This is a genomic window from Pontibacter pudoricolor (assembly GCF_010092985.1).
Lineage (GTDB): Bacteria > Bacteroidota > Bacteroidia > Cytophagales > Hymenobacteraceae > Pontibacter > Pontibacter pudoricolor.
The window spans coordinates 1,117,615-1,133,250 of the sequence record NZ_CP048106.1 but is presented as its reverse complement, the minus strand read 5'-3'; the positions used below and the strand labels follow the sequence as shown (position 1 = coordinate 1,133,250).

At 33.6% G+C, this 15,636-nt stretch carries 14 protein-coding genes; 13 read left to right on the top strand and 1 reads right to left on the bottom strand.

All coding sequences use genetic code 11. The features are described 5' to 3' along the window. Positions 1 to 27: 27 nt before the first annotated feature. The 4 genes from GSQ66_RS04930 (at position 28) to GSQ66_RS04915 (ending at position 4,344) form a co-directional block, all read left to right on the top strand. Positions 28 to 1,047: a glycosyl transferase gene (locus GSQ66_RS04930; protein ID WP_162426441.1), complete on the top strand. Its 1,020-nt coding sequence runs from the start codon at positions 28 to 30 to the stop codon at positions 1,045 to 1,047. Positions 1,048 to 1,056: 9 nt separating this feature from the next. Continuing rightward, complete coding sequence (locus tag GSQ66_RS04925) at positions 1,057 to 2,025, top strand: hypothetical protein (RefSeq protein ID WP_162426440.1); 969 nt, start codon at positions 1,057 to 1,059, stop codon at positions 2,023 to 2,025. 116 nt (positions 2,026 to 2,141) lie between these two features. Then, entirely contained in the window at positions 2,142 to 3,245 is a 1,104-nt protein-coding gene (locus tag GSQ66_RS04920) for a polysaccharide pyruvyl transferase family protein (protein WP_162426439.1), read from the top strand. Then, a complete protein-coding gene (locus tag GSQ66_RS04915) occupies positions 3,235 to 4,344 on the top strand; it encodes a glycosyltransferase family 9 protein (RefSeq protein ID WP_162426438.1) in 1,110 nt (369 codons plus the stop codon). Before GSQ66_RS04920 ends, GSQ66_RS04915 begins: the two co-directional genes overlap by 11 nt. Positions 4,345 to 4,864: 520 nt before the next feature. Here GSQ66_RS04915 and GSQ66_RS04910 read toward each other — a convergent pair. Next, a complete protein-coding gene (locus GSQ66_RS04910; protein ID WP_162426437.1) occupies positions 4,865 to 5,023 on the bottom strand; it encodes a hypothetical protein in 159 nt (52 codons plus the stop codon). A 496-nt stretch (positions 5,024 to 5,519) separates the two neighbouring features. On the opposite strand from GSQ66_RS04910, the gene GSQ66_RS04905 reads away from it, so the two are divergent. The 9 genes from GSQ66_RS04905 to GSQ66_RS04865 all read left to right on the top strand — a co-directional run bounded on the left by GSQ66_RS04905 (position 5,520) and on the right by GSQ66_RS04865 (position 15,636). Then, positions 5,520 to 6,506 carry a glycosyltransferase family 2 protein gene (locus GSQ66_RS04905; RefSeq protein ID WP_162426436.1) on the top strand — a complete coding sequence of 329 codons (987 nt, stop codon included), beginning with the start codon at positions 5,520 to 5,522 and terminating at the stop codon, positions 6,504 to 6,506. After that, positions 6,506 to 7,432 (top strand): glycosyltransferase family 2 protein, encoded by a 927-nt coding sequence (locus tag GSQ66_RS04900; RefSeq protein WP_162426435.1) that lies wholly within the window; start codon positions 6,506 to 6,508, stop codon positions 7,430 to 7,432. Before GSQ66_RS04905 ends, GSQ66_RS04900 begins: the two co-directional genes overlap by 1 nt. Positions 7,433 to 7,512: 80 nt before the next feature. Further along, positions 7,513 to 8,748, top strand: coding sequence for a glycosyltransferase family 4 protein (locus GSQ66_RS04895; RefSeq protein ID WP_162426434.1), 1,236 nt, complete (start codon positions 7,513 to 7,515; stop codon positions 8,746 to 8,748). 4 nt (positions 8,749 to 8,752) lie between these two features. Beyond that, the gene (locus GSQ66_RS04890; protein ID WP_162426433.1) at positions 8,753 to 9,619 is read left to right on the top strand and encodes a glycosyltransferase family 2 protein; all 867 of its coding nucleotides are present in this window, start codon (positions 8,753 to 8,755) and stop codon (positions 9,617 to 9,619) included. Positions 9,620 to 9,634: 15 nt separating this feature from the next. Next, positions 9,635 to 10,609: a glycosyltransferase family 2 protein gene (locus GSQ66_RS04885; protein ID WP_162426432.1), complete on the top strand. Its 975-nt coding sequence runs from the start codon at positions 9,635 to 9,637 to the stop codon at positions 10,607 to 10,609. An 89-nt stretch (positions 10,610 to 10,698) separates the two neighbouring features. Next, complete coding sequence (locus GSQ66_RS04880; protein WP_162426431.1) at positions 10,699 to 11,820, top strand: glycosyltransferase family protein; 1,122 nt, start codon at positions 10,699 to 10,701, stop codon at positions 11,818 to 11,820. After that, on the top strand, positions 11,796 to 13,112 hold the full coding sequence (locus tag GSQ66_RS04875; RefSeq protein WP_162426430.1) for a glycosyltransferase family protein: 1,317 nt from the start codon (positions 11,796 to 11,798) through the stop codon (positions 13,110 to 13,112). Before GSQ66_RS04880 ends, GSQ66_RS04875 begins: the two co-directional genes overlap by 25 nt. Next, entirely contained in the window at positions 13,105 to 14,259 is a 1,155-nt protein-coding gene (locus tag GSQ66_RS04870; RefSeq protein WP_162426429.1) for a glycosyltransferase family 4 protein, read from the top strand. Before GSQ66_RS04875 ends, GSQ66_RS04870 begins: the two co-directional genes overlap by 8 nt. 42 nt (positions 14,260 to 14,301) lie before the next feature. Further along, on the top strand, positions 14,302 to 15,636 hold the full coding sequence (locus GSQ66_RS04865; RefSeq protein WP_162426428.1) for a hypothetical protein: 1,335 nt from the start codon (positions 14,302 to 14,304) through the stop codon (positions 15,634 to 15,636).

Below are 15,636 nucleotides of genomic sequence, written 5' to 3'. Positions count from 1 at the left end.
GTAGTCGGTAACAAATAAGAATTAATTATGTCTACTATTGCCTTTACAATATGCTCTATTAATTATCTGGCGCAGGCTATAACGTTAGGTAAATCATTGGAGGAGTCTAACTTGAACGTTGACTTCAGAATATATTTGGTTGATAAGTTTGAGGGACGTGAGCACATAAAAGATAAAATTCCTTTTCAGGTAATAGAAATTGAAAACATTCCCGTTACTGACTTTAAGGGTATGTGTGTGCGTTATAATATTACAGAATTAAATACAGCTGTAAAGCCCTATATTATTAACCATATTTTAAAAACGGAGATCAATATTAATGCTGTATTTTATTTTGATCCAGATATAATGGTCTTCGGGAAGCTTAATGATGCTATTGTCACTCTAAGTAAGAATACATTAATTGTTACACCTCATTTGCTTACACCAAGTGATGAACATCCCTTTGGTATAGCTGAAAGCAGCTTTTTGAATGGAGGAACTTTTAATCTTGGCTTTATAGGAGTTTCTCGATGTGATGAAGCTTTTAAGTTTCTAGATTGGTGGCAAAAACGGCTTATAAATCAAGCGTATAGCAATAGTGATATGCACCTCTTTTTTGATCAAAAGTGGATTAATTTAGCTATTGTTTTTTTTCAAAATGTATATATTGAAAAAAGCCCTGGATATAACATGGCAGGTTGGAACTTACATGAAAGAGAAGTTACAAGTAGGGGAAATAATTTATATAAAATCAATCATGATTATGATTTGATATTTTATCACTTTAGTGGAGTTAAGGCGCACTCAAACGATGTTTCAAGATATTCCTTGTACTCCTTATCACAAAGGCCTGATCTAAAAGAGATCATTGACACGTATAGATTAAATTTAATTAAACATGGCGTTGATTTCTTTTCTACTTATAAATGTTATTACTCTAAATTTTATAAAGGTATAACTATCTATTATCCTAAATACCATTGGATTACAATATATAGAAGGACCAGGGTTTATTTAGGCAAGATAAAGAGAATTGTTTTTCTGAATTCGAAGCCTATATCATAGTTATAGAGTATGCTTAACACACCTGTATTATTTCTTATTTTTAATAGGCCTCAACAAACTCAAATAGTATTTGAAAAGATACGTGAAGTCAGACCTAAACTTTTATTCGTTGCTGCTGATGGTCCACGTGAAGGCAGAGATGATGATATTGAGAATTGTAAGTTGACACGTGATATTGCAACATCAGTTGACTGGGATTGTAAGGTTGTAACACTTTTTAGAGAGAGTAATCTTGGATGTAAGTATGCAGTAAGTAGTGCTATAACATGGTTTTTTGAGCAGATTGAGGAAGGTATCATTTTAGAAGATGATATCTTACCAGATATAAGCTTTTTTAACTATTGTGAAGAGCTGCTGGAAAAATACAGGTTTGACAATCGAGTAATGCATGTAGCAGGTTTTAATATATATGAGACATGGAAAGCAAATAATCAATCATTTCACTTTAGTCATTTTGGAAGCGTCTGGGGATGGGCTAGTTGGAGAAGAGCTTGGAAATGCTATGATGTTGAAGTTAAATTTTGGAAAGATAACAACATTCAAAATTTTATTTTAGAGTCTTTTTTCTCCTCTAAGTTCAGAACGGAAAGAAAGCAGCTATACGATAACCTTTATGATGGTCGAATTAATACCTGGGATTATCAATGGACACTCTGCAAGCTGCTTAACAATGGATTAAGCATTATTCCTTCAAAAAATTTAATTGAGAATATTGGTTTCAATGCAACAGCAACTCATACTACTTTAGCTCCTAAATGGGCGGTTAAAAAGGTGTTTTCTCTTTCATTTCCTTTAAAAGAAAATGGTAAAATTGAAGTCGATAAAGTTTATGATAGGGGGCATTTAACTATGACTGCACAAGTTATAAGCGAAAAGGGTAAGTTTGATACTATAATGGTCTTTTTTAGATACTTTGTTTCAAAAGCTTACAAACCCATTAAAAATTGTGTCTTTAATATTAGAAGTATATTAAATTAATAATATACTCTATTTTAGATTTCATTATTTCCTTTTTCAAATTAGTACATTATGCTTAGATTGAAATAGTATATATTGTGTAAAGTTTATATAAAAAGAGATCTTAAAAGTGTGATATGAAAATTGGTTTTATAACTACTATAGATACAAATATTGGAGATGATTTTATTAGGACAGGTATTGAGAATATAATAGCTACTCTCAATGACAACGTAACCTTTACCTATGTTAATAAACATCAGCCAGAAACTGCTGTTTTACCTAATAGCCCGTTTCATTTTCTAACTAAGCTTCCTCCTTTTAAAGGGAAACGTTTCTTATATTATGCATATAATAAGTTTTTTTACCACTTATTCAGCGTTTTTAAGAATCAAGATTTAATTATACAAAGTGGAGCTCCGGTACTTTGGCCTAACTGCTTTGAAAACGAGTGGGCTCAACCTATTTGGTATAATACCGTTGCCAGGTTGAAAGATAAAGTGCCAACAATAAATCTTGCAGCCGGTTCATGTTATCCTTGGGAAAAACAAGAAGGATTTATAGATAATAGGGAAAAAATCTATGCAGAAGATATAGGTAGTTTATGTAAAATCACAACTACACGGGATAAGCTTGCTAATAAGCTCTTTTCTTCTGTTGGTATAAAAAATGAATTACTTCCATGTACTGCTTTCTTTGTAGATAAAGCTTTTGAAAACAAAAGAGAAGGAGAATATATCTTAATCAATTATATGGAAGGTGGCGGACATTATAGTTGGGACCAGCAAATAAATAATCAAGAATGGGAGAATTCTGTTTTGTATTTAATAGATAAATTAAAAGGAGAACATGATATCCGTTTTATTTGTCATAGTGAAAAGGAAGTTGAATTAGCAGAGAAAATAGCGCCTTCATTCATTCACTACTTTCCAAAATCTGTCTCAGAATATTTAGAAATTATCAAGTTTGCAAAAGTAGGAATAAATAACAGGATGCATGCATCAGTAGCAATGGCTAGTGTTGGCGTTCCAGCAGTATCTGTCTGTACAGATACTAGAATGCTCATGTTAGATAATATTAATCTGCCAATTTTATATGTAAAAGAAGCAACACCTAAAGTGCTTCTTTCCAATGTAGAGTTGCTGTTGGAGAATATTAATCAAGAAAGAAATCGGCTTTTTGATTTGAAAAAAACTAAATTTAGTGAATATCAAAAAATTTTAAGTCCCTTTGTTAGCTAAGATAAAAAAGAGTATTTGGTATTTGATTTTTCTAATAGTTAGGAAAATAGTATTGCCATTTAATTCTAACCGTATTCTTATTGTTAGGTTAGATGCAATAGGTGATTATATTTTGTTTAGGAACTACCTGCATTTCTTAAAGAATCAACCACAGTATAAGAACAGAACTATTACCTTGTTAGGGAATAGTTCTGTTAGAACTCTTTCTGAATCATATGATTTTTCTGTAATAGATCACTTCATTTGGATTAATCCATCTTTACTTTATCATAATCATCTAAAGAAATTTAAGCTGTTATTAAAACTTAAATTAAAAAGCTATGATTTAATAATAAATCCTATGCATTCAAGGAGATGGGAATTTGATGAATTTATATCCAGTATTGGTGGTAAAAAGGTTATTGGTAGTGAAGGGGATAGTATAAATTTTGAAACTTTTGAAAAATATAAGAGATCCTCTAAGTTCTACGATAAACTTATTAAAGTTTCTGATACTGATGAATTTGAGTTTAATAGAAATAGAGAGTTCTTCGAAAAACTAACTGGATCTTCAGAACAAATGCCTATATTATCTTTACCTGTTGATTTTAAAAGAGAAGATCAGGTAATAACAATTGTTATTGTGCCTGGAGCGGGTGAGGCTTTTAGGCGCTGGAGTGCATTATATTTTGCATTAACAGTTAACTCTATACAAGATCAAATTAATAGTTCTATAAAATTTGTAATTACTGGCTCTAAAAGTGAGAAGTTTATAGCTGAAAATATTATAAAAAATATTAACCAAAATGTTAAAGTTCTTGATTTAACAGGTTTATTAGATCTTCCACAGTTAATAAATATTATTGCTAGTGCTGATCTGCTTATATCAAATGAGACAAGTGCTGTTCATATTGCAGCAGCTACTGCTTCCTCTGCAATATGTGTTTCTCACGGTAGGTATAGAGGTAGATTTCATCCTTATCCTAAAGATTTAGCTACTAATATAATTAATGTTTATCCCAAGGAAGGTTTTGAAAAAGATGAACTAGCCAATTTCCGTCAGATCAATAGAGAAGCGGTAGATATTGTAGTTAATAAGGCTTTAGAATTACTGATATAGAGTGATATGTTGAGAATATGAATCAGTATCAGCAAATAAAATTGTTATAATTTTTTAACAATCTTATTTGGGGCTCTATGTGTTTCAAAATATTCATTCAAAAGTAGATTATGATTTAATTTTGCTTGTTAGTTTTGCTATTTAATATTATAATTTAATGATAAGTGTCTTTTAATTGGAAGATCTCTCTTTCTCACCAAAAGAGCATGTCTTATTACCTCTAATTTGTGAATTGTAGGCTTATAATATCTCTGACAGCTAAGGCATCAATAGACTAAAATTTCCTAGTTAATCCCTAATACCATCAAAGAAATTTCTTAAGTAGATGTTGCTGTCAAGTTTATGATTACCGTTTGGTTAAAGTTGGGCTTAAACGTGAGTAGAAGTTATCTCAAAAATACCTTAGCATGATTTTCATGCAGGCTAGCAGGACAAAGGCCAGATAGTTTTCAGCTTTGTACTCGTTCCTTACTAAGGTTCTTCTTAAGTTAAAGAACTAGGCAAAGAAACGCTCTACTTTCTATCTTTTTTTGTAGCGCCTGAGCTTTCTGCCATCCTGCGTCTTTTTCTTCACCCTGTTCTTGCGGTGCGGTGCGATTAGCTCCACACCTTTTTCTCTCAGTTTCTCATCTAGCGGATCTGAATCATAGGCCCTGTCGCCGATCAAGCAATGGGGCATGAACCAGTTTATGCTACATGGATGCAGTATGATTGGATGAGAATGAATAAGGTTGTTACAGGGCTCTCATTAACCAAGAAGTTATTGATTAAACTAAAGTGGTAATTGATTTGGCAGTAAGGAAGGGTAAAAAAATAGTACTCGTGCTTTCATCAATTTATATGGAAAGAAAAAAGCAAATAAGTAATCTAGATACTATGAAAAAGACATCTCAAAAGCTTGTGGGGCTACAAATAACTTTTACGGATTTCACTAAACATAACATCTGACTAAATCGGAATATTTACTATAATTATACACATTAAAATGAAAAGTTGGCTGAATTCATTTCAAAAGAATTCGCTTACAATTTGTAAATTGCTATAATGAATTGTTATTTAATTCAAGACAATAAGATTTACAAATTGGAGAAAATTATGTTCGTAATGGGCATACAACTTATTCTTCAAGCTTTTATTGCTTTCAATCTTTGTTCAAAAATAAACCTACGGTAGATATGCAAGAGCATAAGTGGCCTAAAATATCTATAGTTACTCCTTCTTACAATCAAGGGCAATTTATTGAGCAGACAATTCTGTCAGTTATTAATCAAAGTTACCCTAATTTAGAGTTTATAATTATTGATGGTGGTAGTACTGATAATACTATTGAGGTAATTAAAAGGTATGAAAAGGATATTACATATTGGATAAGTGAACCGGACAAGGGGCAAAGTCATGCTATAAATAAAGGACTTGAAAGGTGTACAGGTGAAATTTTTAACTGGCTTAATAGTGATGATTGGTATCAACCTAATGCACTATATGAAGTAGCACTTCAGTTTATGAATGATCCTTCTGTGCATGTTGTTTCAGGTTATGAAAATCATGTATATGCAAATGGGGAATTACATCTATGTGAAGGAACGTCTTTAATGAAGACACTTGAGGAAACTATTGAGTGGGCACAAATTGCACAGCCATCTACCTTTTTTAGAACAAGTATTATTAAAGAAGTTGGGCCCCTACCGGAAGATATGCATTACATTATGGATGGCGAATTATGGGTACGATATCTTTTGCTTCATGGTCAGGAGAGATTTCTAAAGATTAACAAACCACTTGTTAACTTCAGGCTTCACGAAGGTTCTAAAACTGTGAGTAATAAAGTAGAAAACAATTTTTTGTATGAAAGAAGTAGTATAATAGTTGATCTTCAGACTTTTGCCGGTTTACCTCGGCAGGTTACCAGTTTTTGGATTGATGAAATATATAAAACTCAAAAGATTTATAAGTTAAACCGGGATTGGAAAATTAATGATAACAAAGCTTCTAAGAGAAATCTACGGTTACATTTTCTGAAGAAATATACTAACTATCATTTCCATCATAAACACCTAAAGGAAGCTAAATGGGGAGTTAAGCAGTTACTGCTTGACCACGCGTATGACTTTTTTTTAGTTAAAAGTATCATTAAATTAGGTATAAGAGTAGTTGTAAGATAATGGAGATGCATCCTTTAGTTTCTGTTATAATACCCTGTTATAATGTTGCAGCCTATATAGAAAGAGCTGTCCTTTCCATTCTCAACCAAACTTATCCGCGTCTGGAGATTTTTTTGATAGATGATGCATCTACTGATGATACATTATTAAAAATCAAGTCTTTTCAGGATGAGCGAGTCAATGTAATTGAATTAAAAGAGAATACGCAGAAAATTGGAGCTGTAAATATAGCGTTATCGGCTTGTACAGGAGATCTTATTGCATTTCAAGATGCCGATGATTGGTCTGAGTTCAATAGAATAGAACTCCAAGTTAGTCAGTTTAGGAATCTAACTAAATTAGGTATATGTTTTACAAACTATAAATATGTTAATTTGAGACATTCAGTACCTAACAATATTGCGCTAACAGATAAGGAGTTGAAAGATGAATTTTTAAAGTTTGGATACAATAATTCTAAACACCTAGAACCGACCATGTGTGCAACAATGATGATTTCTAGGGCTGTTCTTACAGAAACTAACGGATATCATCCATACTTTGCAGGAAGAGTGGCTGAAGATATTTATTGGGTATATAAAATATTGAAAAAATATAAAGGGATAGCTATTAATAAACCACTTTATAATATAAATTCCCGAGATGGATCATTAACACAGTTGCAACATGCAGGTAAAAATGCTAAATCTGCTTACTCTTGGCAGTTATTATCTAAAATAATATATAAGGATATGCATGAGCATTTAGATGTACTTTCACCCGATCATATAAATGAGTTGAGAAAATTGGAATTGGAAGCCTGTGAAGAGGCTTTATTGAAAGCTATAAGATCAACTGTTGAAACTAAAAATTCCTATGAAAATAGTACTAGCTTCAGGTTGGGACGATTTATTACCTCTTGTTTTCATTTTTTAAAACTAAAATAATTTAGCTATTAATATAATTTTGGAAGTAGTATCCGTTTATAAAATGACTTAAATATTTTTTTTAATATATATCTATGTAAATGGCTAACATTTTGTCAATCATACCCTATTCATTTTATCCTCGAATAGGAGGTGGAGCATTACGTTGCTTTCATATTTTAAAAGAAATGGCTAGGGATCATGTAGTGTATGTATTGAGCCCACAAACTTTCTCCGAATTTAACATTGATGATGATACAATAAGTAAAAATATACACCTTCTAAGTATAGATCAGCATAGTAAATTTAAATCATATATTAACTCGCTACTTCCCGATAAATATGCTGATGCTATAAACTATAGGTTTCTGCAACGTAAATTAAGCGGGTCAGCTAATTTATTTTACTTAAAATCTTACACTGCATTATCTTCTTTATTAACGGAGATTAAATTTGATATTATCATTTATGAAAACCTGGAAGCACTATCTTATTTTCGAGATACTATTTCCCGATTTCAACCAAATGTAAAGCATTTATACGATGCGCATAATGTGGATTCTGAGTTATGGGAGCAACAGGCAATTGCAACAGGAGAGAATAAATACAAGATTTATTCTAAAAATGCTTATCAACTTGAAAAAGCCTTGACTGAAAATGTTAACTTTTTCTTTTGCTGCTCTGAAGAAGATAAGATTAAAATTGAAAGGCTAAATAATTTTCGAATTAGGGGCAGAATAATACCTAATGGTGTGGATACAATAGGTAAGAAATATGATCCTTTTAAAAAAGAAAAAATAAAATATAATATAATATTTTGTGGGTCACTGGATTATCTGCCTAATAAAGAAGGATTACTTTGGTTTTATAAAAATGTATTCCCCATTTTAATACATAATCTAAAATCTCTGAAGCTGACAATAGTTGGTAACATCAGTAATTATCAAAGCTATAAAAACTTATTAAATGATCCTGCAATAGATTTTGTTGGAAGGGTAGAAGCGGTAGAACCTTATTACAATAATGCTTCTATAGCTATAGTACCTCTGTTAAGTGGTAGTGGCACACGATTAAAAATTTTAGAGGCCATGAGTTTAGGAAATCCAGTTGTATCAACTACTATCGGGGCCGAAGGACTGGGGGCTGTAAATAGAACCCATATTTTTATCGAGGACAAAGCTGAAGGTTTCGCATCTGCGATACAACATTTACTCGAAAATGACATCTTATTTAAAGAAACCAGCATGTTAGCGAGAAAGTATGTTGAAGATAATTTTGAATGGAGTCTAATTGGTAACAAAATTAGGATTGAATTGAATAATTTGTTAGATGCATAAAGCTATGAAGCCTGAAATATATCAACCATTGGTCAGTATTCTTATGACTGCTTATAACAGGGAAAAATATATAGGCGAAGCTATAGAAAGTGTCTTGAAATCTACTTATACAAATTGGGAACTAATAATTTTGGATGATTGCTCAAGTGATAAAACATTAAAAATAGCTCACAGGTATGCTAGTGATGATCAGCGAGTAAGAGTTTATAAAAATGAAAAGAATCTTGGTGATTATCCAAACCGTAATCAAGCAGCGAGCTTCGCTACAGGTGAGTACTTAATGAGTGTTGACTCTGATGATAAGATTTTACCCAAGACCATTGAACAATGTATTAATTTATTTCGCTTGTATCCAACTGCCAATTTTGGATTCTATTCACCTTATTATTCCGAGCCAAAATTGTTAAATCCCGAAAGTACGATCCGTGACCATTTTTTTAAAAATCCACTTCTTTTAGTTGGCCCTGGCGGTTCAATCATAAAAACGTTGTTTTTTAGATCTATTGGTGGGTTTCCGATTAAATATGGTCCTGCAAATGATGGATATTATAATTTAAATGCCGCTTCTAAAACTGATTCAATAGTTTTGCCTTTTGATTTAATATTTTATAGAAGGCACGAAGGGCAGGAGATTAACAATAAATATGGCTATCTTTATAACTCTTACTTGTATTTGAATAATGCTTTGGAAGAAATTGATTTGCCAATTAGTAAAGCCCAAAAGGTTTTCCTTCATAATAAAAACAAAAGGCGTTTTTTTGTTAATATTATAAAGTTCTATGTAACCACGCTTGATTTCCCCAGAACCCGTTATGCTATGAAAAAAGCTGGTTTTGGAATAAAAGACGTTTTAACCGCTTTAGTACAATAATTATTGCTCTCTAGAATGATACCAAAAGTATCTATTATAGTACCTGTATTTAATAGTGAATTATATTTATATAATTCACTTGATTGCCTTTTAAAACAGACTTATAAAGACATTGAAATAATAATTATAGATGATTCATCTACAGATAATAGCTATACTGTAGCCAAGCAATTTGAATCTAATAACGTTAAAGTAATTAAACAGCCAAATGCCGGTGCAGCAGTAGCTAGAAATACAGGCTTATCATATGCCGCCGGTGAATACATTCAATTTATGGATGCAGATGATTATTTGTCTGTTGATAAAATTGAAAAGCAGGTAGCAGCGCTTAAAGGGAGTTATGATAAAGTTGCTGTATGCAATTATATTAATTTTTTTGCTGAAAGTGATTTATCACATAGTACCTATGAGCATGATCAGGATACTTTTATTTTTTCAACAAATGACCCTGTCAATTTTTTGCTAAACCTATATGGGGCTAACGGACAATCAAATTTTATTCAAACGAACAGTTGGTTAGTGCCACGTCCTTTGATTGATAAAGCAGGGGGGTGGCGTAACTATAGATGTCCGGATGATGATGGAGAATTTTTTTCCAGAATACTACTAGCTTCAGGTGGAGTTGTATATGTGCCGAACGTTTATAATTATTACAGAAGATCTATCAAAGGTGATGCATTAAGCCAGCGGAAAGATTTTTTATATCTCAGGAACACATTACTAACAATTGATTTAAAGAGAACATATTTAGGCAGATATACTTCAGGAACCAATTTGAAAAAAGCGATCGCTAAACAGTATTTAGATTTTGCTGTTTCTACTTATTTAAATAACCATATATTATCAGATATTGCTTATAAAAGATTTAGATCCTATAATATTGACGTACAAACGCCTAAAATAGGAGGTACAACCATAGAGATAATTAAAATCTTATTTGGCTGGAAGGTAGCAAAGCGAATCAAATTCATATTAAAAAGTATTATTTAGTGCATCTCCTTTTCCTAACCACTGCCAACCTTTCCTCAAATCCAAGATTAGTAAAGGAGATTCAGTTAGCTCTGGCATTGAATTATAGAGTGACAGTACTACTGTTTGATTTAAAGCAGTGGACGATTGGGTTAGAAGAAGAGTATACGAAACAATTTCCCCAAGTTTCATTTGTTTACCTGCCAATTACTAAAAGTCATTTTTATAGTTGGCTTACATCATCTCTTTTAAATTCTTTTGCTAAAAAGGCTGATAAGATATTTAGATCCTCCTTATTTATAGCGGCCTTAGCTTCTGATAAGAGAAGTTATGTGCTGCATCAAAAATTAAGGCAATTAAATCTTAACTCAGTTGATTTGGTAATTGCTCACAACTTAGGGGCACTTTATCCAGCTTATCAATTTGCTAAACAGTATCAAATTCCCTTTGGATTTGATGTAGAGGATTTTCACCCAGGCGAGGTCATTAAAGTAGATGCTGTAAAGGAAATAATACGGCGTACAGTTTTAATGAAACAGCTACTATTGAAAGCAAACTATGTAACAGCAGCTTCTCCATTAATAGCTGAAGAAGTAAAGAGACTTTGTAACGTGCCTGTTATTACAGTCAATAACTCATTTTATAGTTCGGAGTTTAGGTCTGCATCTTCTAAATTATCTAATGAGAAAGTTAACCTGGTTTGGTTTTCACAAAACATTAATTTTGGGCGTGGTCTGGAGTTGTTATTGCCTGCGTTAGATATTTTCTCCTATAAGGTAAATCTAACATTAATAGGTAATCTTAACCCGGAGTTTGCTGAAACTTATCTGACTGGGAGAAACTATGTAGTGATCAAAGCACCTTTATCACAAAAGGACTTGCATCAGATGTTATCTGATTACGATATCGGGTTGGCTTTAGAAATTTCAACTACTGATCTTAACAAAGATATAGCCTTGTCTAATAAGATATTTGCTTACAAGCAGGCCGGGCTATATATATTGGCTACAGATACTAAAGCGCAGCTTGCATTTATGGCGTCGTATAAAGATGACGGTATTGTAACAGAGCAAAATGTGCAGGCTTTGGTAACTATTATTGAGTTTATTTTGGGAAATATTGAGTCTATCAGAGCTTCAAAACAAAAAAGATTTGATCAGGCACGAGGGATTGCCTTTGAAACAGAAGCGCAAAAGCTAGTAACTTTATGGGAAAGAGCGCTTCAAAAGTAATCATGAAGAAATTAATCATAGTTTCTCCGCATTTTCCACCCTCTAACCTGGCAGCTGTTCATCGCACCCGCTTATTCGCTAAACATTTGCCTGCCTTTGGCTGGAAGCCGATCGTGCTTACTGTGCATCACAGCCACTATGAGGAGAAATTAGACTGGAAGCTGCAAGAGTTAGTAAGCCCAGAATTGCAAATTGAGACTGTTAATGCCTTTCCAACAGGCCCTGTTCGTGTTATTGGTGATATTGGGCTTCGTGGGGGATATCATTTGTATAAAAAGCTTCTTAAACTTATAAAGACTGAAAGACCAGATTTTATTTACATTCCAATCCCATCTTTTTATGCTTCTTTGTTAGGAAGGGCAGTAAACATTAAAACGGGTATTCCTTATGGCATTGATTATATTGATCCTTGGGTGCATATTTTTGCTGGTAGTGAGCGCATGTTTTCGCGTCATTGGTTAAGTACTAAGCTTTCTGGTTTATTAGAACCAATTGCTGTAAAGGGAGCTACCTTGATCACAGGAGTGGCCGAGGGCTATTTTAAACCTGTACTGGAACGTAATTCCCATTTATATAAGCAGTCGGTATACGTTGCAATGCCTTATGGTGGAGAACCAGAAGATCATTCTGCACTCAAAAAGCTAAATATTGAACCTTACCTCTTTACTTCAAAGCCGGATAAATTGCAATTAGTATATGCAGGAGCTATGTTGCCAAAAGCTTACAAACCTTTGGAGGTAATATTTCAGTGGCTACAGACACACGAGGAGATTAATGATATTGAGTTACACTTTATTGGTACCGGCAGTTGGGCTAATGATGAAACCAGTTTTACTATTAAACCATTAGCAGAGAAGTATAATCTCTGGCAATCTGTTGTTTTTGAGTATCCGAAGCGCATCCCATACCTTGATGTGCTAGCGCACCTTGAGGCATCTGATGGAATTTTTGTGCTGGGAAGTACAGAGCCACATTACACACCTTCAAAAGTCTACCAGGGTATACTATCCCAGAAGCCTATACTGGCTGTATTGCATAGTGCGAGTACGGCAGGAGAGGTAATTGAGGAGTCAAGGGCTGGAATTGTATTAAAGTTTAATGGAGAGTCAGATTTATCAACTATAAGTGAGTTGTTCGCTGATAAACTGACACTCTATCGAAATTATCATTCAGCTTTCGATCCGACTAGAGTAGATACATCAGCTTTTGAGCAATATTCAGCTTTTAACGTTACTAAAATTCTTGCTGAATATTTAAATAAGGCAATCCAGAAAAGTTTGGTACATGAATAAACTGGCAGTTCTTTCTTCACACCCTATACAGTATAATGCTCCCCTTTTCAAGCTACTTGCCCAGGATGTACGTTTTAAAGTAAAGGTGTTTTATACCTTAGGGAAGGAATCGTCAGGGTTTACTGATCCGGGCTTTAAGAAAGCCATAAAATGGGATATTCCTTTACTGGATGGGTATGATTATACCTTTGTAAAGAATACTTCTTCTAAACCATCTACTTCATCTTTCAGGGGAATTATTAATCCAACGCTGGTTCAGGAGATCGAATCTTTCGGGGCAACTCATATTTTGGTATATGGCTGGAAGTTTCATAGCCATCTTAAAGTGCTGCGACATTTTCATAATAAAGCTAAAGTTATCTTCAGAGGAGACTCCACCTTATTGGATGAAAAGCCCGGCTTTAAAACCCTTCTGCGGCGCGTGTTATTATCTTGGGTATACAAGCACGTAGATGCTGCCTTGTATGTTGGATCAAACAACAGGAAATACTTTTTAAAACATGGTGTTTTGGAAAAAAACCTTATTTATGCTCCTCATGCAATTGATAATGATAGATTTAGCTCATTAGAGCATGAATTCAAGTCTGAAGAACTGAGAAAACATCTTGGTATTGACCACAATAAAAAGGTTTTCCTGTTTACTGGTAAGTTTGAGTGGAAGAAGAACCCAAAACTATTAATTGATGCTTTTAATTCAATTAAATCTACTGAATCTATTTTGCTTTTAGTCGGAGATGGAGCTCTTGATGTTGAATTGAAACAAGCAGCTGATTTAAACCAGAATATAAAGTTTCTGCCATTTCAGAACCAATCTATGATGCCGGCTACTTACAGGCTTGGTGACGTGTTAGTTTTACCTTCTGTTACAGAAACATGGGGGTTGAGTATGAATGAAGCAATGGCGTGCGGCCTCGTAGTAATAGCAAGTAATAAGGTGGGAGGGGTGGCAGATCTTATTGAGATTGGCAAGAATGGTTTTATATTTGAGTCTGATAATCTTGTCCAACTTGCTGATGTTTTGAATATTATTGCGAATATGCCTAAGAAGCAAGTTAAGCATATGGGAAACTATTCGGCGATGAAGATCAAAGATTGGAGCTTTCAGCATACGAGTGATGCAATTTCGAACTACATAAATAATTATTAGCTTAGAATGATTAGCAGCAAGCAAAATAATAAACTTGCTTACATGGCAGGTATTTTGATTTGTCTTGCGATAGTATTGCTTGCATTTACTAGCTTATCACTTTGGGCAGTAACCGGATCTCTCTTCTTTGGTTACATCTTAATCAACCTATTATTTGGTTTTGGAGAAGGTATTCCTGTTAACCTTGTAATTGGTTTTATTGCATCCCTGCAATGGATCATAGGACCGGTGCTGAGTTATTATACCGGAATAAACCATCCATTCTATGGGATGAATATTCCGGAAGAAGCCTACTTCAGTTACATTATCCCGGGCACTTTTCTATATTATATTGGACTGTCTTTGCCTGTATTTAGTGCGCAGCAAATTTCGCTATCCCAGGTTGAAAAGCTAGAGGAATCGACTTCTTCTAAAACACAGGGTGCTTATTATTTATTAGGTCTTGGTTTTGCAGCGAGTTTACTGACAAGTTTTGTGCCTCCGTCGTTGTACTTCTTTTTATACCTTCTTTCGCAATTAAAATACATTGGAGCTTTTTACTTGTACCTAAGTAAGTCAGGTAATAAGACCGTGTTATATGTAGTGTCCGCCTTTCTTTTATTGGAGGTACTGGCCTCTGCAATCTTTCATGACCTCTTACTGTGGGGGCTTTTCTTTGTCTTTATTTATATGATAAAGAATTATGTAAGCATGCCTAAAAAGCTATCTTACTTAGTCTTAGGTTTTTTTATGTTGTTAGTGCTTCAAACAGTAAAATACCAATATCGTAATATTGCCTGGACAAATGCCTCTTTAAGTTCGCTGGCCCGGACAGAATTATTTACAACTATGGTGTTTTCTACACTACTTTCCCCGGAAAGCATGTTTGAGCAGAAAAGAAATGAGAATACTATTACCCGGGTAAATCAGGGGTGGATCATAGCACGCGTTATGAACTATGTGCCCTACAATCAACCTTTCGCAAATGGTGAAACGATAGAGAACGCGTTTAAAGCTTCTTTACTGCCACGATTTATCTCTGACTCTAAAGCTACTGCAGGGGGTAGAGAAAATATGCTTCGATTTACCGGTATTGAATTGCAACAGGGAACAAGTATGAATATTAGTATTATAGGAGAGGCGTATGCTAATTATGGTCGCACCGGAGGTATGGTATTCATGCTACTAATAGGACTTATCTTCAGTTTTATACTTAGATTTATTTTGGTTAAAAGCTTAGATAACCCTACACTTTTAGTTTGGATACCATTTCTATTTCTTCAGGTGATAAAAGCTGAGACTGACCTGATCACAACATTAAATTATATAGTCAAAGCCTCAATTGCTATGTTCATAGTATTCTGGTTATTTAGGAATATACTGAAAATAGAAATCTAA